This is a genomic window from Photobacterium atrarenae (assembly GCF_024380015.1).
Taxonomy (GTDB): domain Bacteria; phylum Pseudomonadota; class Gammaproteobacteria; order Enterobacterales; family Vibrionaceae; genus Photobacterium; species Photobacterium atrarenae.
In genome coordinates this window covers 3,216,017-3,235,320 of sequence record NZ_CP101508.1, presented here as the reverse complement: position 1 = coordinate 3,235,320, position 19,304 = coordinate 3,216,017, and the positions used below count along the sequence as shown (strand labels likewise).

General features: G+C 57.5%; 17 protein-coding genes. 4 read left to right on the top strand and 13 right to left on the bottom strand.

Going from position 1 to position 19,304, the window contains the following annotated elements; all coding sequences use genetic code 11:
- The first annotated feature begins 27 nt into the window (after positions 1 to 27).
- Positions 28 to 729, top strand: a complete 702-nt coding sequence (locus NNL38_RS15050) for a DUF1481 domain-containing protein (protein ID WP_255388810.1) — start codon at positions 28 to 30, stop codon at positions 727 to 729.
- 75 nt (positions 730 to 804) lie between these two features.
- On the opposite strand, the gene purD is transcribed toward NNL38_RS15050, so the two are convergent.
- Complete coding sequence (gene purD / locus NNL38_RS15045; RefSeq protein ID WP_255388809.1) at positions 805 to 2,088, bottom strand: phosphoribosylamine--glycine ligase; 1,284 nt, start codon at positions 2,086 to 2,088, stop codon at positions 805 to 807.
- 212 nt (positions 2,089 to 2,300) lie between these two features.
- Positions 2,301 to 3,893, bottom strand: coding sequence for a bifunctional phosphoribosylaminoimidazolecarboxamide formyltransferase/IMP cyclohydrolase (gene purH, locus NNL38_RS15040; protein ID WP_255388808.1), 1,593 nt, complete (start codon positions 3,891 to 3,893; stop codon positions 2,301 to 2,303).
- Between the two features lie 234 nt (positions 3,894 to 4,127).
- Between purH and zntR the strand changes: the two genes are divergently transcribed.
- The 3 genes from zntR to NNL38_RS15025 all read left to right on the top strand — a co-directional run bounded on the left by zntR (position 4,128) and on the right by NNL38_RS15025 (position 7,222).
- Positions 4,128 to 4,544 carry a Zn(2+)-responsive transcriptional regulator gene (gene zntR, locus NNL38_RS15035; RefSeq protein ID WP_255388807.1) on the top strand — a complete coding sequence of 139 codons (417 nt, stop codon included), beginning with the start codon at positions 4,128 to 4,130 and terminating at the stop codon, positions 4,542 to 4,544.
- A 125-nt stretch (positions 4,545 to 4,669) separates the two neighbouring features.
- A complete protein-coding gene (ppnP, locus tag NNL38_RS15030; RefSeq protein WP_255388806.1) occupies positions 4,670 to 4,951 on the top strand; it encodes a pyrimidine/purine nucleoside phosphorylase in 282 nt (93 codons plus the stop codon).
- Between the two features lie 378 nt (positions 4,952 to 5,329).
- A complete protein-coding gene (locus NNL38_RS15025; RefSeq protein WP_255388805.1) occupies positions 5,330 to 7,222 on the top strand; it encodes a methyl-accepting chemotaxis protein in 1,893 nt (630 codons plus the stop codon).
- Positions 7,223 to 7,314: 92 nt separating this feature from the next.
- Here the strand turns inward: NNL38_RS15025 and fis are convergent, their stop codons facing one another.
- The 11 genes from fis to NNL38_RS14970 all read right to left on the bottom strand — a co-directional run bounded on the left by fis (position 7,315) and on the right by NNL38_RS14970 (position 19,083).
- Positions 7,315 to 7,611, bottom strand: coding sequence for a DNA-binding transcriptional regulator Fis (gene fis, locus NNL38_RS15020; protein ID WP_005372656.1), 297 nt, complete (start codon positions 7,609 to 7,611; stop codon positions 7,315 to 7,317).
- A 22-nt stretch (positions 7,612 to 7,633) separates the two neighbouring features.
- The gene (dusB, locus tag NNL38_RS15015) at positions 7,634 to 8,599 is read right to left on the bottom strand and encodes a tRNA dihydrouridine synthase DusB (RefSeq protein ID WP_255388804.1); all 966 of its coding nucleotides are present in this window, start codon (positions 8,597 to 8,599) and stop codon (positions 7,634 to 7,636) included.
- Between the two features lie 163 nt (positions 8,600 to 8,762).
- Complete coding sequence (prmA, locus tag NNL38_RS15010) at positions 8,763 to 9,647, bottom strand: 50S ribosomal protein L11 methyltransferase (protein WP_255388803.1); 885 nt, start codon at positions 9,645 to 9,647, stop codon at positions 8,763 to 8,765.
- A 156-nt stretch (positions 9,648 to 9,803) separates the two neighbouring features.
- The gene (gene panF / locus NNL38_RS15005; protein WP_255388802.1) at positions 9,804 to 11,264 is read right to left on the bottom strand and encodes a sodium/pantothenate symporter; all 1,461 of its coding nucleotides are present in this window, start codon (positions 11,262 to 11,264) and stop codon (positions 9,804 to 9,806) included.
- The gene (locus NNL38_RS15000) at positions 11,257 to 11,538 is read right to left on the bottom strand and encodes a YhdT family protein (protein WP_255388801.1); all 282 of its coding nucleotides are present in this window, start codon (positions 11,536 to 11,538) and stop codon (positions 11,257 to 11,259) included. The genes panF and NNL38_RS15000 overlap by 8 nt, the downstream gene beginning before the upstream one ends.
- Positions 11,539 to 11,727: 189 nt before the next feature.
- Entirely contained in the window at positions 11,728 to 13,071 is a 1,344-nt protein-coding gene (gene accC, locus NNL38_RS14995) for an acetyl-CoA carboxylase biotin carboxylase subunit (RefSeq protein ID WP_255388800.1), read from the bottom strand.
- A gap of 12 nt (positions 13,072 to 13,083) precedes the next feature.
- Positions 13,084 to 13,554 carry an acetyl-CoA carboxylase biotin carboxyl carrier protein gene (accB, locus tag NNL38_RS14990; protein ID WP_255388799.1) on the bottom strand — a complete coding sequence of 157 codons (471 nt, stop codon included), beginning with the start codon at positions 13,552 to 13,554 and terminating at the stop codon, positions 13,084 to 13,086.
- A 66-nt stretch (positions 13,555 to 13,620) separates the two neighbouring features.
- Positions 13,621 to 14,082 carry a type II 3-dehydroquinate dehydratase gene (gene aroQ / locus NNL38_RS14985; protein WP_255388798.1) on the bottom strand — a complete coding sequence of 154 codons (462 nt, stop codon included), beginning with the start codon at positions 14,080 to 14,082 and terminating at the stop codon, positions 13,621 to 13,623.
- Between the two features lie 373 nt (positions 14,083 to 14,455).
- Entirely contained in the window at positions 14,456 to 16,405 is a 1,950-nt protein-coding gene (gene acs, locus NNL38_RS14980; protein WP_255388797.1) for an acetate--CoA ligase, read from the bottom strand.
- A 197-nt stretch (positions 16,406 to 16,602) separates the two neighbouring features.
- Positions 16,603 to 17,226: a 3'-5' exonuclease gene (locus NNL38_RS14975; RefSeq protein WP_255388796.1), complete on the bottom strand. Its 624-nt coding sequence runs from the start codon at positions 17,224 to 17,226 to the stop codon at positions 16,603 to 16,605.
- Positions 17,227 to 17,268: 42 nt separating this feature from the next.
- Positions 17,269 to 19,083: a DUF294 nucleotidyltransferase-like domain-containing protein gene (locus tag NNL38_RS14970; RefSeq protein WP_255388795.1), complete on the bottom strand. Its 1,815-nt coding sequence runs from the start codon at positions 19,081 to 19,083 to the stop codon at positions 17,269 to 17,271.
- Between the last annotated feature and the right edge of the window lie 221 nt (positions 19,084 to 19,304).

Here is a 19,304-nt window from a genome sequence, read left to right as displayed (position 1 = left end):
GATAGCGCATCTGGCGGAGTTTTTGTTATGAAACGTCTTATTCCCTTTGTTTTTCTCTCCCTCCTGGCTGGATGTGAAACCACCGCCGTTTCCGATACAGTGATCTCCCCGCTCTCCACACAAGCTGCAGGCTATCAGCACGGCAACACGACGGCATTGTACTGGTATACCTCGCAACAGAACCAACCGGTAAAACTGGCAGAAGTGATCACGACGGCACACGGTGGGCGTTATGAGTCTGAATATCGCTGGCATGAGGGCAAGCTGCGCGAAATGAAGCGTCAGGGGACCCGGGTGGGGGACGAGCACACCCTGGTGCCGTTTACCCTGCATCTGCGCTTTGATCCCAAGGGACAAGCGGTCTACCAGCGCTTTACCCAGGATGGCAGCGTGTTGCCGTTATCAGAGGTGGAGCTGTCAGAGCCGCTGCGCCAGGTGGATACAGCGCTACAGGTGCTCCGCCAGCAGCGTCAGGCCGGGCTGAGCTTAGTTCAGGGCTACTGGCAACAGCAGCACATGATCCTGTGCGGCGAGCAGCGGGCCAAGCCACTGACTTTCGTGACGGAGGCGGCCCAGAGTATGGTATCACAGCGCCAGACCTCGGCTGGCGGCTATGTCGCCCTGGCCGGCAAGGTGCGGCGCGACAGCATTGAAGCCAGCCAGGTGCTCTTGCTGGCCGATAACAGCCAGCAGTGCTTGCTGCCCCCGGTGTTGCTGGAAACCCAATAGTACCGGTAATGTCTGACAATAAAAAACGCGCTGAATTCAGCGCGTTTTTTTAAGGGTGCTATCGAGCGCTTGCGATCATTGCTCGCGGGCAATTGCGCGGTAGCCAATATCATCACGGCAGAACACGCCGTTCCAGCTGATCTGCTTGGCCAGGGCGTAGGCACGCTGCTGCGCCGCAGACACACTGTCGCCCATCGCCGTGGCGCACAGCACCCGGCCGCCGTTGGTCACCACATTGCCTTCCTGCATGCAGGTACCGGCATGGAAGACTTTCTCTCCTTCGGTGTTTTGCGTTGGCAGGCCGGAAATCACATCGCCTTTGTGGTAGCTGGCCGGGTAGCCGCCGGCAGCGAGCACGATGCCGATCGAGGCGCGCGGATCCCACTTCGACGCCATCGTATTGAGCTTACCGTCAATGGCAGCCAGGCATAGCTCAACCAGATCCGACTGCATCCGCAGCATGATCGGCTGGGTTTCCGGATCGCCGAAACGGCAGTTGTATTCAATGACTTTTGGCGTGCCGTCGGCCATGATCATCAGGCCGGCATACAGGAAGCCGGTGTAAGGTGCGCCTTCGGCAGCCATGCCGCGCACAGTCGGGTAGATCACCTCGTCCATCACCCGCTGGTGGATTTCTGGCGTGACTACCGGGGCCGGGGAGTAGGCGCCCATGCCGCCGGTGTTCGGTCCGGTATCGCCGTTGCCGACCCGCTTGTGGTCCTGGCTGGTGGCCATTGGCAGTACGTTCTTACCGTCAACCATCACGATGAAGCTTGCTTCCTCGCCGTCGAGGAACTCTTCAATCACCACCCGGTGACCGGCTTCACCGAAGGCGTTGCCGGCCAGCATGTCACGCACGGCGGCTTCGGCTTCTTCCAGCGTCATCGCCACAATCACGCCTTTGCCGGCTGCCAGGCCATCGGCTTTGACGACGATTGGCGCGCCTTTCTCGCGCAGGTAGGCCAGCGCCGGTTCAATCTCGGTAAAGTTCTGGTATTCCGCGGTCGGAATTTGGTGACGGGCCAGGAAGTCTTTGGTGAAGGCTTTAGAGCCTTCGAGCTGGGCAGCGGCTTCGGTCGGACCGAAAATCGGCAGCTCAGCCGCACGGAAGGCATCCACCACCCCGATCACCAGCGGTGCTTCCGGGCCGACGATGGTCAGGTCAATCTGGTTCTCCCGGGCAAACTGGACCAGCCCCTGGATATCTTCCACGCCGATGGCGACGTTTTCCAGTTTCGGTTCCAGCGCAGTCCCGGCATTGCCCGGCGCGACGTAGACAGTTTCAACCTGAGGGTTTTGCGCGGCTTTCCAGCCCAGGGCGTGCTCGCGGCCGCCATTGCCAATGATCAGAACTTTCATGTTTTCTTCCTTATCGCGTCGCCATTCTTCTGATTTCGGTGTCAAGCGTACTCATTAATCGGCATAAACGCCGTGCGCTTTCCTTGAACTCAAAAAAATGGCTTTGCGCTAAATGCGTAAAAGTTGCTAAAGCTTATGTTCACAATAATCTGTGAGCTTAAATTGAATAACACCCAGGCCCGGTATGCGGGGCCTGGGTGTGAATATGGTTTTTAGTGGCGGAAGTGGCGCATGCCGGTGAAGACCATCGCCATGCCGTGTTCGTCGGCCGCGGCAATCACTTCCTCGTCGCGCATCGAGCCACCCGGCTGAATCACACAGGTGATCCCGGCTTCGGCGGCAGCATCGATGCCATCACGGAACGGGAAGAAGGCATCGGAAGCCATCACGCTGCCGGCGACTTCCAGGTTCTCGTCCGCGGCTTTGATCCCGGCAATTTTCGCCGAGTAGACGCGGCTCATCTGACCGGCGCCAACCCCGATGGTCATGTTGCCTTTGGCATAGACAATCGCATTGGATTTGACATATTTTGCCACTTTCCAGCAGAACAGGGCGTCACGCAGCTCTTCGTCGCTCGGCTGGCGCTGGGAAACTACTTTCAGGTCTTCCAGACCGACCATGCCCTGATCGCGATCCTGAACTAGCAGGCCGCCGTTGACGCGTTTGACATCGAAGCCGGTGGTCTTGGTCGACCACTCACCACATTCAAGCAGGCGGACGTTCTTCTTCGCCGCAACCACGGCAACAGCTTCTGCAGAGACGCTCGGGGCGATGATCACTTCAACAAACTGGCGCTCGACAATCGCTGTGGCCGTCGCTGCATCCAGCTCGCGGTTGAAGGCAATGATGCCGCCGAAGGCAGAAGTCGGATCGGTTTTGTAAGCGCGATCATAAGCTTGCAGGATATCGTCGCCAAGAGCGACACCACATGGGTTCGCGTGCTTGACGATCACACAGGCCGGCAGGTCAAACTCTTTGACACACTCCAGCGCCGCGTCGGTATCGGCGATGTTGTTGTAAGACAGGGCTTTGCCCTGGATCTGACGGGCCGTGGCGACCGAGGCTTCTTGCGGCTGCTGCTCGACGTAGAAGGCGGCGGCCTGGTGGCTGTTCTCGCCGTAGCGCATGTCCTGCTTCTTCTCGAACTGCTGGTTGAAGGTACGCGGGAATTTCGACGCTGTATCACCTTCTTTGTTCTCGCCGTAAGACGGCACCATGGTGCCGAAATAGTTGGCGATCATGCCGTCGTAGGCGGCTGTGTGCTCAAACGCGGTAATGGCCAGGTCGAAACGAGTGGCCTGGGTCAGTGAGCCGTCGTTGCTTTCCAGCTCAGACAGAATGCGGTCATAGTCGTGGGCGTTGACCACAATGGTCACGTCTTTGTGGTTTTTCGCTGCCGAACGAACCATGGTCGGGCCGCCGATATCGATGTTCTCGACTGCATCTGCCAGAGTACACGCAGGGTTGGCAACGGTCTGGGCAAACGGGTAGAGGTTCACCACTACCATGTCAATCGGGTCAATGCCGTGCTCAGCCATCACGGCATCATCCTGGCCGCGGCGACCCAGTACGCCACCGTGTACTTTCGGGTGCAGAGTTTTCACCCGGCCGTCCATCATTTCAGGAAAGCCGGTATAGTCGGAAACTTCGGTAACTTTGATGCCTTGTTCGGCCAGCAGGCGGGCAGTCCCGCCGGTCGACAGAATATCAACACCACGATTGGCAAGAGCTTGCGCGAATTCAACAATTCCAGTTTTGTCTGATACGCTGATCAGCGCACGGCGAATAGGACGAGCGTTTTCCATTGTGACCATCTCTTTTGTACACGGGGGAATATTTGCCAAAAGCCGGCTGCGTTCCAGCTGGATTTTGGCAAATACCCTCAGGTAGAATCGACCGATAGGCGGTATTTCCCCTGGTGGAGTACCTTTTGTTGACGGCGCTTATATTACATCATTTCGACCGCCGCGCAAACGTTTGCTTTTTCCGTGCGGCAGGATGGGTTTCCAGCAAGACGCTTTTAGAAAGGATGAGTCGATATGTACCTGATAGGACAACTGGCCAAGCTGTGCGATGTCAGTAGCGATACCTTGCGGTTTTACGAGAAGAACGGCTTGCTGACCCCGGCAGGCCGGAGTGATTCTGGCTATCGTTTATATAACGAAGCCTGCCTCAAGCAGATCAATTTTATTCTCAAAGCCAAAGAGCTGGGGCTGAGCCTGGATGAGATCCGGGAGCTGCTGGAGATTCGCCTGGAAGCGACTGAGCATAGTTGTGCTGAAGTAAAAGCGATCACTTCGGCCAAGCTGACGCTGATAGACGGCAAAATCGCCGAGCTGAGCCGGATTCGCATGGCGCTGAAGAAAATCAATGATGCCTGTTGCGGTGAGGACAACGACGATGCCAGCCATTGCTCGATCCTCGAAGCCCTGGCCGCGGGGGATAAAGCACCGTGAACCCGGGGCAGAAAGCCGCGCGGATATCACTTCCGCATTGCGGTGGTAGTTTTTGCTAGGGGCCGGCAAATAAATATGATAGCGTCGAGATATGAAGATGTTACGGAAAGTAGATAAGGAATATCATGTTGAACGTAAATGAATATTTTGAAGGCCAGGTTAAGTCCATCGGGTTTGAAAGCGGTGGTGAGCGTGCCAGTATCGGCGTGATGCTGCCGGGTGAATATACGTTTGCGACTGCTGCGCCGGAGCGAATGACTGTGGTCAAAGGGGCCATGACGGTCAAGCTACCGGGTCATATCGAGTGGGAAACTTATTATGCCGGTGATGATTTTGAAGTCCCTGGCGATGCGTCTTTCCATGTCAAAATTGAGAAAGAAACTGCCTACCTGTGTGACTACCGCTAATCCCTGCGGCAAGGGCCTTCGGTGATGCCGGGGCCCTTGCGCGGTGCACCGTTCTCGCTTTTCCCAATGTTGTTGTTGTCGAAAATAGGCCAGACCGAGCCGTTCGACAAATCCCAGTTTTTCCGGCCCCTGTCTGGCCTTGTGCCGATGCGACCCACCTCTCTTATAACGATGGAAACCCGAGCCTGAATCGGATGCCGCTGAGCGCCCGTAGCGTTTGTTCCTTTATTGACTCAACGCGAGACGGGCAGCGCCCGGATTTCAGGGCTGATTAGCAGGGACAGCGCTTGGTTGTCGCAACGGCCTGTTGAGCATGCATGATCAGCCTGGACGCCAAGCAGGTGTTGGAGCAGACAGGAAGTTGCAGGAGCAATCAGCATGAAATCACTCACAACAAAAATCGTGCTGGCCAGTGTTTTTTCTATTCTATTGGCCGGAATCATTATTATCTCTTTGGGCTATCACTCAGTGAAGAGCCAAAGTTGGCAACAAATTGAAAACGAAAGTCGCCATACCTTAGATGGTTATGCTTTCGGGATCGGCCAATGGGTTGAGGGCAAGCGGGATGCGGTGTCCGCCATGGGTAGACAACTGGGTAAGCTGGCGCAGGGGGAAGCGGTGTATCCGATCTTGCAGCAAGGACAGCAAAGTGGCCATTTTTTATTGGCCTATTTTGGCACTTCGGCAGGGGAAATGTATCGTCATGATCCGAGTCTGAAGAGTCCGCCGGGGTTCGATCCCCGTAGCCGGGGGTGGTACCGGTCGGCACTGTCCGCACAGGCCCAGGTAGTGACGGCGCCGTTTGTCAGTGTGACAGCCAACAAGCTGGTCGTTGCGATTGCAGAGCCTGTGTATCGCCAGGGGCAGTGGGCTGGAGCTGTGAGTGCCAACCTGGCACTGGATGCGCTGTCGCAGGATATTATTCGGATAGCCGTGCCCGGGGAGGGGGCGGCCATGTTGGTAGCGGCCAATGGTTTGATCCTGGCCCATCAGGATAGCGAGCAGAACCTCAAACAGATTGCAGAGCTGGATAAGCAGCTTTCGGCCTCGTTGATCCGGGATGTTGCAGCCGAAGGGGCAATGCAGTCGGTGGTACTGGGGGAGCAAAAGAAATGGCTGATGGCGGTGCCCGTGCCAAATACGGACTGGTCGCTGGTGTTTGTCATGGACCATGAGCGGCTGGTTGCGCCGCTGCAGCAATGGGTGCAGGAAGAGATCATTGTCGGGCTGGTTGTTGCGCTGTTGCTGGCGGTGGGCACCAGCTGGTTGATGGGCTGGCTGTTGCGCGAGCTCAGGCTGGTGTCGGCGGCACTGGCTGATATTGCCCACGGTGATGGGGATTTGACGGTGCGGATTGAGACCCGAAGCCAGGATGAGATTGGGGTGCTGGCCCGGAACTTCAACGTGTTTATCAGCCGCCTGCATCAATTGATCCGTGAACTCAAAACCGTGACGCAGGCGCTGAATACTCAGGCGGGGGACGTTGCTGCTGGCGCGGCGGCACGCAGTGAGCGGGTTCGCCGCCAGCAGAATGATATTGTGATGGTGGCGACGGCCGTTGAGCAGATGACCGGGGCGACCCAGGAAATTGCGGCCAATGCCGAGCAGAGTGCCGATGCGGTGCGCCAGACGGCGATGCTGAGTCATCAGGGGCAACAAGATATGCAGCGCAGCCAGACGTCGATTGGGCAACTGGCGGCGGATGTGAGTCACTCGACGGCTTTGATCCGCGAGCTGAACCAGCATGGCGCGCAGATTGGCACCATCAGCTCGACCATTCGCGATATCGCCGAGCAGATCAACTTGCTGGCCCTCAACGCCGCAATTGAGGCGGCGCGCGCCGGAGAACAGGGCCGTGGCTTTGCGGTGGTTGCTGATGAAGTCCGGGTGCTCTCGCAGCGAACCCACAGCTCGACGGCTGAAATTCAGACGATGATTGAAACGCTGCAACAGGCGACACAGCAAGCGGTGCAGGTGATGACCGGCAACCATCAGCTGGCTGAAAGTTGTGTGACTGAAGTGGATACGGTTGGTCAGCAGCTCAGTGAAATGAGCGAACAGATAGAGCAAATTAGCATGCAGTCGATGCAGATTGCCGCCGGGGCAGAAGAGCAGTCGAGCGCGACCAGTGCGATCCGCAGCAATGCGGCCGGGGTCAATCAGGTGGCGGAGTCGTTGGCAGAGGACGTAGCGCTGGCCAGTGAGCAGGCCGTTGAGCTTAAACGCCTGGCCGGGCAGATTGAAGCCGGGGTGGCACACTTTAAAGTGTAACCCGGCCTTGCAACCGAAGCCCAGAAATGCAAAAGGCAGAAACCTCGGTTTCTGCCTTTATTTATTCTGTCCGCTTCCAGGGAAGCCGGCAATCAATTCATGCCGTATTTTTTCAGCTTCTTACGAAGAGTGCCGCGGTTGATGCCCATCATGGTCGCTGCGCGTGTCTGGTTGCCGCGGGTGTACTGCATGATGGTGTCCAGTAGTGGCTGTTCAACTTCAGCCAGAACCAGCTCGTACAGATCATCGACTTCCTGACCGTTTAACTGAGCCAGGTAGTTCTTGAGTGACGCCTTGACAGAGTCACGGAGTGGCTTCTGTGTGATTTGGTCTTGTGAAGTTACAGTCGTCACTGTTAGTGCTTCTGAAGTCAGATTTTGTTCGAACATATTCTGTCAGCTCTTCTCGTATTTATGCAACGTTTTCGAAGTAGCCTTGCAGCGCATCGAGTTGCTGCTGGGCAGCTTCGATAGCGTTGAAGGTCCGGCGAAAATCTCCTGCCGGGGCATGTTCTTTCAAGTACCAAGACACGTGTTTACGTGCGATGCGCAACCCGAGATACTCGCCGTAGAAACGGTGAAGTTCCTGAACATGACCCAGCATGATATTGCCGACTTCATCCATCGATGGCGCCGGCAAGTATTCGCCAGTTGTTAAGTAGTGGTGGATTTCCTGGAAAATCCAAGGACGCCCTTGAGCCGGGCGGCCAATCATCAAAGCGTCGGCACCGGTGTAATCCAGTACGAAGCGTGCCTTCTCCGGTGAGTCGATATCACCGTTCGCTATCACCGGGATCGAGATCGCTTCTTTCACCGCTCTGATGTAATCGTATTCTGCCTCGCCTTTGTACATACAGGCTTTGGTCCGGCCGTGAAGGGCGAGGGCCTGAATGCCGCATTGCTCGGCCATTTGGGCAACCTCGACACAGTTTCGGTTGTCCAGATCCCAGCCGGTCCGGGTTTTCAGCGTCACCGGCACATCGACCGCGTTGACCACGCTACGCAGGATCTCTTCGACCAACGCCGGGTACTGCAGCAGTGCCGAGCCCGCCAGGCGTTTGTTGACCTTCTTGGCCGGACAACCCATGTTGATGTCGATGATTTGCGCACCGTTTTCAACACTGAACTGCGCCGCTTCGGCCATTAGTTTCGGATCGGCACCGGCAATCTGAACCGAGCGGATCCCGGACTCGCCTTCATGAACCATACGGTTCTGGGACTTAGACGTTTTCCACAAATCTGGATTTGAAGACATCATTTCGCTGACCGCCATCCCCGCACCATAGCGCAGGCATAGTTCGCGAAATGGCCGATCAGTCACACCCGCCATGGGCGCAACAATCAGCTGGTTTTTTAGTTGATAAGGACCGATCTTCAAACGTCTGTTCCTGACTGTGCCAGTAAGGGCGCGCATTTTACGCATTTTTTCCCTCTCTGAAAAGGCCAATAATTGAGCATTTCGTTTTTGAATTACAAAAGTGTATGAAATTCAATCAATTGGCCATTTTGCACACAATCAAATCCTGGCTGCAATCACGCCGTTATCCCTTGTGACCGGAGATCCGGCACCACTCTTCGCGGGCGGTGATCGGGTCCAGCGTCAGGGCATCGCTGTAGAACGAGGCGACATCTTCGGCCTGGCTTTCCAGCACGCCGGAGATCGCCAGATCGCCGCCATCTTTGATCAGCCCTTTAATCACTGGCGATAGCTCGCGTAGCGGGCCGGCCAGGATGTTGGCCACCACGACATCGGCCTGGATATCGGCCGGCTGATCTTGTGGCAGGTAAAGTTCCAGCTGATCGGCGACGCCGTTGCGCTCGGCATTGTCTCGGGAAGCCAGGATCGCTTGCGGGTCGATATCAATTCCGATCACCTTGGCGGCGCCCAGCTTGATGGCAGCAATCGCCAGAATGCCCGAGCCGCAGCCAAAATCGATCACAGTTTTGCCGCTCAGATCCTGGCCGTCGAGCCACTCCAGGCACAGCGAGGTGGTGGGATGCGTCCCGGTGCCGAAGGCCAGGCCCGGATCCAGCAGGACGTTGACGGCATCCGGCTCCGGGGCTTCACGCCAACTCGGGCAGATCCACAAACGGCGGCCGAAGCGCATTGGGTGGAAGTTCTCCATCCATTCGCGCTCCCAGTCTTTGTCTTCCAGCTGCTCGATTTTATAGGCGAAGTCGTCCGCCAGCAGCGGGCTGTTTTTCAGCAGGGTGAGCACCAGATCCATGTCGGACTCGGCATCATACAGGCCGACGACATCGGTATCGCCCCACAGGCGGGTTTCACCAGGGAGCGGCTCAAATACCGGAGTATCCTGAGCGTCAAGGAAAGTGACGGACAGGGCGCCGGTTTCTTCCATCAGCATATCACCAATGGCTTCGGCATTTTCTGCGGTCGCGTTGAGTTTAATCTGAATCCAGGGCATGGGTTATTTCCAATCAGGCTGCGGTTCAAAGGTGCGGAGTCTAGCATAAAAAGTCACCACCCCGCACCTGGTTCATGGCGGTGTCGGCCGGGGCGGCACCTGAAAAAAAGATAGCACCGGAAGGTGCTATCTTGCAGGCGGGATGCGGCAGTTTGGTTAGACTTGAGGTTGCGGCTCGGCAGCGACAGCCGGTCTGGCGAGGCTGCCGAGGATGAAGCTGAACAGCCCCACGGCTAGGGTTGGGACGATGGCATGCACGCCGCCGAGATCCGGTTTGAACACGGCTAGGGCGATATAGCAGGTCAGGCCGGCGGCCATCGAGGCAAAGGCGCCGGTGGCCGAGGCCTTTTTCCAGTACAGTCCCAGGACCAGCGGCCAGAGGAAGACTGCCTGCATGCCGCCGAAGGCCAGCAGATTGAGCCAGATGATCATGTCCGGCGGATTGGTGGCGGCAATGAACACCAGAAGTGAGAAGATCCCGGTGATCCACAGCGAGAGCCTCGGCAGGCGGGACTCGGTTTCCGGCTGCTCTACGGCTGCCGGGTTGATATAGTTGAGATAGAGATCTTTAAGCAGGGTGGCCGAGGCCTGGATCAACTGTGAGTCGATGGTCGACATGATTGCCGCCATCGGGCCGGCAAGGAAGATCCCGGCCACCACTGGCGGCAGTACCGTCATCATCAGGGTCGGCATGATCTGATCCGGGCTGGCGATGTCCGGCACAATCGCCCGGCCCAGCGCGCCGGCCAGGTGCATCCCCAGCATCAGGAGAGCCACCATGGCGGTGCTGATCACCATGCCGCGGTGGAGTGAGCGGCTGTCCTTGTACGACATGCAGCGCACCGCCGCATGGGGTAGGCCAATGACGCCAAAGCACACCAATATCCAGAAACTCAGCATAAACGGCTGGGAGAGGAACTGATCCGGGCCGTAGGGGGAGATGAGATCTGGATCGATCCGGTGCAGCTCGGTGATCAGCTCACCGACGCTGCCGCCGGCGTGGATGATCCCGCCGAGCAGCGCCAGGGTGCCGATGATCATCATGATCCCCTGCAGGGTATCGGTCATCACCACGGCGCGAAAGCCGCCGATGGTGGTATAGAGGCCGACGGTGGCAGCAAACAGCATCAGGCCCTGATCGTAGGAGAGCCCGGTGACGGTTTGCAGCAACCGGGCGCCGCCGACAAACTGCACCACCATGGTGCCGAAGAAGGCCAGCAGCAGCGCCAGCGAGGCGAAGATCACCACTGCGCGGTTACGGTAGCGGGCATAGAGCATGTCGTTGAGGGTCAGGGCGTTGTGGCGCCGCGCTTCAATGGCAAATTTCTTGCCCAGTACCCCCAGCGTCAGCCAGGCGGCCGGCAGCTGGATCATCGCCAGCAGTACCCAGCCCAGGCCCATTTTATAAGCCGCGCCAGGTCCGCCGATAAACGAGCTGGCGCTGGCATAGGTGGCGGCCAGGGTCATGGCGAGGACAAAGCCGCCCATGCTGCGGTTGCCGACCAGGTACTCGTTGAGAAAGCCGCCGCCGCGTTGTTGAGGGCGACGGGTGAACCAGGCAAAACCGAATACGGCGGCCAGGTACAGCACTAAGGGGAGCAGCAGTTGGTTATGCATCCGGCGTATCCTCGTCAACGGTCAGCGGCATCTCTTGGTACAGGTACTTCACCATCAGGGCACAGAGCAGGGTAAAGATCACCGGGCCGACGATACAGGCCAGCAGAAACCAGAGCGGAAGGCCCCAGTACAGCTCGGGAAGGGCGGTTTGGGCAGGGCTTGGGGCGAACATATACGCCGAGCCGTACCACCAGAGAAAATAAGCGAGCGCTAACCCCAGGGCCCATTTGGCTTCTTTATGGGCCTGACGATAGCGATCTGAGAGTGTCTTCATGCTGAAGTCTCCAGTCGTTAAGCAGCATTATCGAAAAAGGACGAGTTGCAAGGGGTGATAAATGCCGCTGCCAAAGCAAGGGCGCTATTGTGGCAAAAGATGGGGGGGGACGCCAGAAACAGGCTGGCCCGCGCAGGCAAAGAAAAGGCTGCCTGGAGGCAGCCTTGGTCAGCGATTGTGCGAAGAGGCTTAGTGGATACCCAGCTTCTTCTCCAGATAGTGGATGTTGGCACCACCGTGCTGGAAGTTCTCGTCCGCCATGATATCTTGCTGCAGCGGCACATTGGTTTTGATGCCGTCGATGATCATCTCGCCCAGGGCATTTTTCATGCGGGCAATCGCCACATCACGGTTCTCACCGTAAGTGATCAGCTTACCAATCATTGAATCATAGTGCGGTGGCACGCTGTAGCCCGAGTAGATGTGGGATTCCCAACGCACACCCATGCCGCCTGGCGAGTGGAAACGGGTGATCTTGCCCGGACATGGCAGGAAGCGCACCGGATCTTCAGCATTAATCCGACACTCGACTGCGTGGCCGCGCAGCTTGATGTCATCCTGAGTGAACGACAGCGGCTGGCCGGCTGCAATACGCAGCTGCTCTTTGATCAGATCGACGCCAGAGACCATTTCCGTCACCGGATGCTCAACCTGAATTCGCGTATTCATCTCGATGAAGTAGAACTCACCGTTCTCGTACAGGAATTCGAACGTACCGGCACCACGGTAGCCGATTTCGAGACAGGCACGGGTACAGCGCTCACCGATGTATTTGCGCATCTCTTCGGTGATGCCCGGTGCCGGTGCTTCTTCAACCACTTTCTGGTGGCGACGCTGCATCGAACAGTCACGCTCACCCAGGTGAATGGCGCCGCCCTGGCCGTCTGCCAGCACCTGAACTTCAATATGACGTGGGTTTTCCAGGAATTTCTCCATGTAAACCATGTCATTGCTGAAGGCAGCCTTAGCTTCAGCACGGGTCATGGCGATCGATTCGATCAGCTCGGCTTCGCTGCGAACGACACGCATCCCGCGGCCGCCGCCACCACCGGAGGCTTTAATGATCACCGGGTAGCCGATGCGCTTGGCACAGGCTTTGTTCTTGGCTTCATCGTTGCCCAGCGGACCGTCAGAGCCCGGTACACAAGGAACACCGGCTTTCTTCATCGCGCTAATGGCCGCGACTTTGTCGCCCATGATGCGGATGGTATCGGCTTTCGGGCCGACAAAGATAAAGCCGCTGCGCTCGACCTGCTCGGCAAAGTCGGCGTTTTCCGACAGGAAGCCGTAACCCGGGTGGATCGCGACGGCACCGGTGATTTCCGCTGCACTAATGATGCGCGGGATGTTCAGGTAGCTCTCGGTGCTCGGTGCCGGGCCGATACAGATGGCTTCATCGGCCAGCAGCACGTGCTTGAGATCGCGGTCAGCGGTCGAGTGGACCGCGACAGTTTTAATGCCCAGCTCTTTACAGGCGCGTAAAATACGCAGGGCAATTTCGCCTCGGTTGGCGATAACAATTTTATCTAACATATCGCGCCCCGGTTACTCAATGATAACTAGCGGCTGGTCGAATTCAATGGCGTCGCCATCTTCGGCCAGGATTGCTACGACAGTACCGGCCTTGTCTGCTTCGATCTGGTTCATCATCTTCATTGCTTCAACGATGCACAGGGTATCGCCGACGTTGACGCTCTGGCCAACTTCAACGAATGGCTTCGCATCCGGGCTTGGCGCACGGTAGAAGGTACCGACCATTGGCGACAGCACAGAGTGACCGGCTGGCGTTGACGGCGTTGTCGTCGCCTGAGCTTCCGGTGCTTCTACCGCAGTCGCCGCTGCTGGTGCAGCCGCAGCCGCCGGGGCTGGCGCGTAGACTTGGGTTTGGGCCGGTGCTGCAACAACCGTAGAGTTACGGCTGATGCGTACCGATTCTTCACCTTCAGAGATTTCCAGCTCAGAAATACCAGACTCTTCAACCAGTTCGATCAGTTTTTTAATCTTACGAATATCCATTTATCTTTCTCTGTTTGTTCGTTTAGCGTTGGGAAGGCAAGCACAGGCTGCCTCCACGGCGAATTGTTATTTCAGGTCGGCGATGGTTTGCAGGCGGCGAACTGCTGCCTGGAGGGCAAACTCATAACCGTCGGTGCCCAGTCCGCAAATGACGCCAACGGCCTGATCCGACAGATAGGAATGGTGTCGGAACGGCTCACGGGCGTGCACATTAGACAGGTGCACTTCAATAAACGGGATGCAGACCCCCAGCAGTGCATCACGAATCGCGACGCTGGTATGGGTATAAGCTGCCGGGTTGATCAGGATAAAATCCACCTGATCCCGGGCTTGATGGATCGCTTCAATCAGCTCGTGCTCGGCATTGGATTGAAGGTGCTCCAGGGTCGCGCCCAGTGCGTGTGCTTTGGCAGACAGGTCGGCCACAATGTCGTCCAGCGTTTGCCGGCCGTAGATCCCGGGCTCGCGGGTACCGAGCAGGTTCAGGTTGGGGCCGTTCAGTAATAAAATTCGGTAATTTGTCGACATCTTGAGGTTATTTCACTCGTAATATGGGGATGTTGTCAGGTTTTTGCATTAAAACGCAAGTCCACTGTTTTTGTTTCCCATGGTTGCTGTCAAAACACGCTTGCTGAGCAATTATAGAGAATTCACCGCAATTCGCAGCAAAATACTGGTCTAATCACCGCTTTTAACCTGAACACTTGTACGCTGAATGCGCAGTGCCAGCCGGAGTAACGTGGATTCGGGCCAGAGAACAGGGATAGTTTGCTGTTGGATGCCTGTTGGATGCAATGTTGTTCAGTGTAGCTTGCTTATCGTCTCTGTTCGCGATTTGAGCGGGAGTTTTAGGGATCGATCAAAAAAACCGCCCGCGGGCGGTTTTTTTAATCGGGCCGGATCACAGGACTTTCTGTTTCTCGGCAATCAGCTTCTCGACCACGCTCGGATCGGCCAGGGTGGAGGTATCACCCAGCGTTGCTGTATCGCCGGTGGCAATCTTGCGCAGGATACGGCGCATGATTTTGCCCGAGCGGGTTTTCGGCAACGCGTCGGTCCAGTGCAGGAAATCCGGGGTGGCAATCGGGCCGATTTCCTTACGAACCCAGTCTTTGACTTCTTTATGCAACTCGGCGGTCGGCACTTCGCCGTTGTTCAGGGTGATATAGGCATAAATCGCCTGGCCCTTGATGTCGTGCGGCACCCCGACAATCGCCGCTTCGGCAATTTTGTCGAAGGCGACCAGTGCCGATTCGATTTCGGCAGTTCCCATCCGGTGGCCGGAAATGTTCAGCACATCATCAACCCGGCCGGTGATCCAGTAATAGCCGTCTTCATCGCGGCGGGCACCGTCCCCGGTAAAGTACATGCCCTGGAAGGTCGAGAAGTAGGTTTGCTCGAAGCGCTCGTGATCGCCCCACAGAGTGCGCATCTGCCCCGGCCAGGAATCAATCATCACCAGGTTGCCTTCGGTGGCGCCTTCGAGAATATTGCCCATGTTATCGACCAGTGCCGGCTGAACGCCGAAGAACGGACGGGTGGCTGAGCCCGGTTTCAGGGCGGTTGCACCTGGCAGCGGGGTGATCAGGATCCCGCCGGTTTCAGTTTGCCACCAGGTATCGACAATCGGGCAGCGGCTGTCGCCGATAGTACGGTGGTACCACTCCCAGGCTTCAGGGTTAATCGGCTCACCGACCGAGCCCATGATCCGCAGCGAGCTCCGTTTGGTGCCTTCAATAGCGGCGTTGCCTTTGGCCATCAGGGCCCGGATTGCGGTCGGGGCGGTGTAGAGAATATTAACTTGGTGCTTGTCGACCACTTCGCTCATCCGGCTGGTGGACGGATAGTTCGGCACCCCTTCAAACAGCAGGGTGGTGGCCCCGTTCGCCAGCGGGCCGTAGACCAGGTAGCTGTGGCCGGTGATCCAGCCCACATCCGCGGTACACCAGTAGACATCGCCTTCCTGGTAATCGAACACGTACTTGAAGGTCATGGTGGCATACACCAGGTAGCCACCGGTGGTGTGCAGGACCCCTTTCGGTTTCCCGGTTGAGCCTGAGGTGTAGAGGATAAACAGCGGGTCTTCGGCGTTCATAGCTTCCGGCTCACAGTGCGAAGAAGCGACCGCCGTGGCGTCATGCCACCAGACATCGCGGGTGTCATCCCAGGCGATCTCGCCGCCGGTGCGCTTGAACACTACGACTTTCTCGACGCTGGTAACCTCGCTGTTGGCCAGGGCGGCATCGACATTTTGTTTTAGTGGCACGGCACGGCCTCCGCGGACCCCTTCATCGGCGGTGACGACGACCTTGGCATTGGAGTCGATGATGCGTCCGGCCAGGGCCTCAGGAGAGAAACCGCCGAAGACAATGGTATGGATCGCACCGATGCGGGTACAGGCCAGCATGGCGACGGCTGCTTCGGCCACCATCGGCATATACAGGCAGACCACATCGCCCTTGCGCACGCCCTGGCTTTTCAGGGCGTTGGCAAACTGACACACTTGCTCATGCAGCTCGTTGTAGGTCAGGGTGGCATCATCAGCCGGATCATCGCCTTCCCAGATAATGGCCGGTTGATCGCCGCGGGTGGCCAGGTGACGGTCGAGACAGTTGGCAGACACGTTCAGGGTGCCGTCCTCAAACCATTTAACACTGACGTGGCCGGTGTCAAATGAGGTGTTCTTGACCTGGGTATAAGGTTTGATCCAGTCAACAATCTGACCGTGCTCGCGCCAGAAACCTGTGGGGTTGATCACCGACTGCTGGTACATCTCGCGGTACTGCTCGTCGTTGATATGGGTTTTGGCTGCGATGTCCTCGGTTACTGGATACACATGAACCTCACTCATTCTCTTCTCCTTGTGTTCCGTCACTGTCCATACCGGACCGGATAATGCTGGGTAATGCTGTCTTGTGTGAATATAACTTCCGACAGAACGCTGCCGGTCACAATTAGACTTTAGGATGAGAGCGCGCCCGGAGGGGACGGCAATGGCCTGTTACATTGCCGTTGCAGTGAAAAGCTTGCACCAACTAAAGTCAGGGGTCAGGCTGAGCGCAGGGTCGGGATATCGCCGTGCTTGAGCCGGACATAGATCAGCGCCGCGGTGATGGCGTCCTGCAGTGCGTCATGCCGCTCCGGCACCGGCAGATCCAGGTGGCGGCTGATGGCCTCCAGGCTGAGGTCGTAATAGGCGTTGGGCAGCAGTCGTTCAAGGCGCTCGTGGTAGAGATGGCTCACTTCCACCACTTTGTTCGGGAGCGGAAAGTCAAACAGGCGGCGGTAGTAGCGATCGAGGATCGTTTTGTCGTAGCGGATATGGTAGCCCACCAAGGGCCGGTTGCCGATAAAATCCAGCAATTGGCACAGGGCCTCGCGCTCGTCCATCCCTTCCTGCAAATCCTGGTGACGGATCCGGTGCACGGCGACCGAGTCGGCATCCAGGCTGCCCGGCGCGCGCAGGGTCAGGTGGATCGACTGGCTGGTCATGATCCGGTTGGCCTTAATGCGGGTCGCGGCAATGGTGACCAGCTCGGCACTGTGCGGATCCAAACTGGTGGTCTCGCAGTCGAGCGACACCAGCTCATCCCCCTGGTAGCGCTGAAACAGCGCCTGGTGCGGGGTCTGGCGGAACTTATGTTGGTACCACCAACGGCTGAGCATATTCATTACTTCTCCTCAACAAACAGCAGGCGCGATGTCGGTTCCGGGCTAATCCCGGATTTGATAGTGGTAACCCAACCACTCTTTGAATTTCTTCACCACATGCAGGCTGTGGCGCAGCAGATCCCGCTCGGCCCGGCTCAGCACGCTGATGTCCAGGTGCTGTTGCATCCCCCGGCTCTGCGGATCTTGCTGTTGCCCCAATTGCTGGCGCAGACGCAGCTTGATAAACAGCTTGAGGGCCTCGCTCAGGTTGGAGGCGGTCTCCGGCTCCAGCACCCGGCAGCGGGTCAGCTGGTCAATCCGGGCAAAGGTGTTGTTGTCTGCGATGGCGTGCTCCAGCGCCAGGGCCCGGATGCCGTGGACGATAGGGAAAATGCCGCCGCGCTTGATATCCAGTCCTTCCTTGCCGGTTTTGAGTTTGCCGAACAGGGTCAGCGGGACGCTGAACTGGAGTGCCGGACGGGTAAAGGTGGCCAGCAGCAGTTCCTGATCGGCCAGCAACTGGTGGAGGTGGGTTTGCAGCGGGCTCAGCAGGGCCCGGTTGCCGGCTACCGCATGGCTGTCGGCCAGGATCGCCAGTGCCATCACCGCGTTCTCCGTTCCGGCCTGGACAAAGTCGCTGAGCGTATGTAACCACTCACTTTGAGGTTTGACCCATTGCGGGTTGTTGACCATGACCTTGCCGGGACATAACGGATAGCCTAGTTGGTGCAGGGTCTGGGTTAACCGCGCCATCACTTGCGCGCAGCCCGGCCAGTCGATTCCGTCCTGGAGGATCAGGGCATTGTCCTGGTCGGTTTTGAGGATCTGCTCGCCACGTCCTTCAGAGCCCATCACGATCAGACAGCAGCGGTCATGCATCTCGGGCGGGACCACCAGCTGGAAGGCTTTCTCGATAATTTGTTCATTGACCGTGGCAATCAGCTCCATCACGAACAGGGTGTGGATCCCGTTGTTGAACAGGGTTTCCACCAGCCGGTGCTGGCTGCCGGCTGCCAGCGCCAGTTCATCAATGGTTTTGGCGCGGGCAATGCGCAGGGTCAGGACATGAGAATGAGTGGAAAACAGGCTCAGCACCTGGGTCAGATCCAGCATTCCGGCCACGTTGTCGCCGTCCAGCACCTGGACTCGCTTCACTTTATGTCGTGTCATCGCCAGCATGGCATTGAACAGGAAATCCCCCTTGTTGACGCTGATCACTGGCGTTGTCGCCACCTGGCTGACCGGCGTCGAGGCCGGCAGGCTGTCCAGCAGAACCGCATGGAGCAAATTGGTCCGGGTGACAATACCGTACTGCGGCGTTGCATTGAGTTTGACCAGGGCCGCATCGACCCTTTTATCGCGCATTGCCTGGGTGACGGCCGTCAGATTGGTGTCGTGCGGCACAATCAGGCAGGGCTGGATATTGTCATCACTGATCTTGGTCAGGATAAACTCGGCCAGGTTCTGTTGTTGGTGTGCTTCGTCCAGTAGCTGCTGGCGCTGGGCCAGGTTGCCGTCAAAGTAAGCAGCAAACTGCGAGTTGGATTGGTACAGCGCGATAAAGTGCTCGCGCGGCAGCAGATAGCACAGGGTATCTTCCAGTGCCTGGTAGTGGTGGCGGCTGCGCGCATCCAGTTGGGCCCGGACATCAAACAGATCATCGGCAGTATAGTGGGCGAAAATCTCCTGCCCGTCAGCGGCACGCTCCTCTACACTGCCCTTGATAATAATGTAGAGCTGCTGGCAGGCTTCATCGGCTTCGATAATGGTTTCCCCGGCCCGGAAATAGGCGACATCCAGAGCATCGCGCAAACGCTGTTGCTGGCTGTCGCTGAGGCAGTCAAAGGGTGGTAACGAGGTATCGAATTTATCTGGCATAGCAGGCTTCCGCATAAAGGGCGCATGGCGCACAGAAAAGGGATTGGACATTGATGCTAGACAGTGTTGTGCAGAACAGCAGGAAGCTCCAGACGACTTTAGTCTAGGGACGATGCAGCCGGTGTGCCGGTTGCCCCTGATACCGTGATTTTCAGCGGCCATTGTAGCTGTCTGGCCGGTCCGGTAGACAGAAATATGGCCTGGCTCGAAAAAGGGGAAAT

Excerpts from the sequence above, each read along its gene's own strand:
- NNL38_RS15050 (WP_255388810.1), top strand. The coding sequence starts at position 28 with ATGAAACGTCTTATTCCCTTTGTTTTTCTCTCCCTCCTGGCTGGATGT.
- purD (WP_255388809.1), bottom strand. The coding sequence starts at position 2,088 with ATGAAAGTTCTGATCATTGGCAATGGCGGCCGCGAGCACGCCCTGGGC.
- purH (WP_255388808.1), bottom strand. The coding sequence starts at position 3,893 with ATGGAAAACGCTCGTCCTATTCGCCGTGCGCTGATCAGCGTATCAGAC.
- zntR (WP_255388807.1), top strand. The coding sequence starts at position 4,128 with ATGTACCTGATAGGACAACTGGCCAAGCTGTGCGATGTCAGTAGCGAT.
- ppnP (WP_255388806.1), top strand. The coding sequence starts at position 4,670 with ATGTTGAACGTAAATGAATATTTTGAAGGCCAGGTTAAGTCCATCGGG.
- NNL38_RS15025 (WP_255388805.1), top strand. The coding sequence starts at position 5,330 with ATGAAATCACTCACAACAAAAATCGTGCTGGCCAGTGTTTTTTCTATT.
- fis (WP_005372656.1), bottom strand. The coding sequence starts at position 7,611 with ATGTTCGAACAAAATCTGACTTCAGAAGCACTAACAGTGACGACTGTA.
- prmA (WP_255388803.1), bottom strand. The coding sequence starts at position 9,647 with ATGCCCTGGATTCAGATTAAACTCAACGCGACCGCAGAAAATGCCGAA.
- panF (WP_255388802.1), bottom strand. The coding sequence starts at position 11,264 with ATGCATAACCAACTGCTGCTCCCCTTAGTGCTGTACCTGGCCGCCGTA.
- NNL38_RS15000 (WP_255388801.1), bottom strand. The coding sequence starts at position 11,538 with ATGAAGACACTCTCAGATCGCTATCGTCAGGCCCATAAAGAAGCCAAA.
- accC (WP_255388800.1), bottom strand. The coding sequence starts at position 13,071 with ATGTTAGATAAAATTGTTATCGCCAACCGAGGCGAAATTGCCCTGCGT.
- accB (WP_255388799.1), bottom strand. The coding sequence starts at position 13,554 with ATGGATATTCGTAAGATTAAAAAACTGATCGAACTGGTTGAAGAGTCT.
- aroQ (WP_255388798.1), bottom strand. The coding sequence starts at position 14,082 with ATGTCGACAAATTACCGAATTTTATTACTGAACGGCCCCAACCTGAAC.
- acs (WP_255388797.1), bottom strand. The coding sequence starts at position 16,405 with ATGAGTGAGGTTCATGTGTATCCAGTAACCGAGGACATCGCAGCCAAA.
- NNL38_RS14975 (WP_255388796.1), bottom strand. The coding sequence starts at position 17,226 with ATGAATATGCTCAGCCGTTGGTGGTACCAACATAAGTTCCGCCAGACC.
- NNL38_RS14970 (WP_255388795.1), bottom strand. The coding sequence starts at position 19,083 with ATGCCAGATAAATTCGATACCTCGTTACCACCCTTTGACTGCCTCAGC.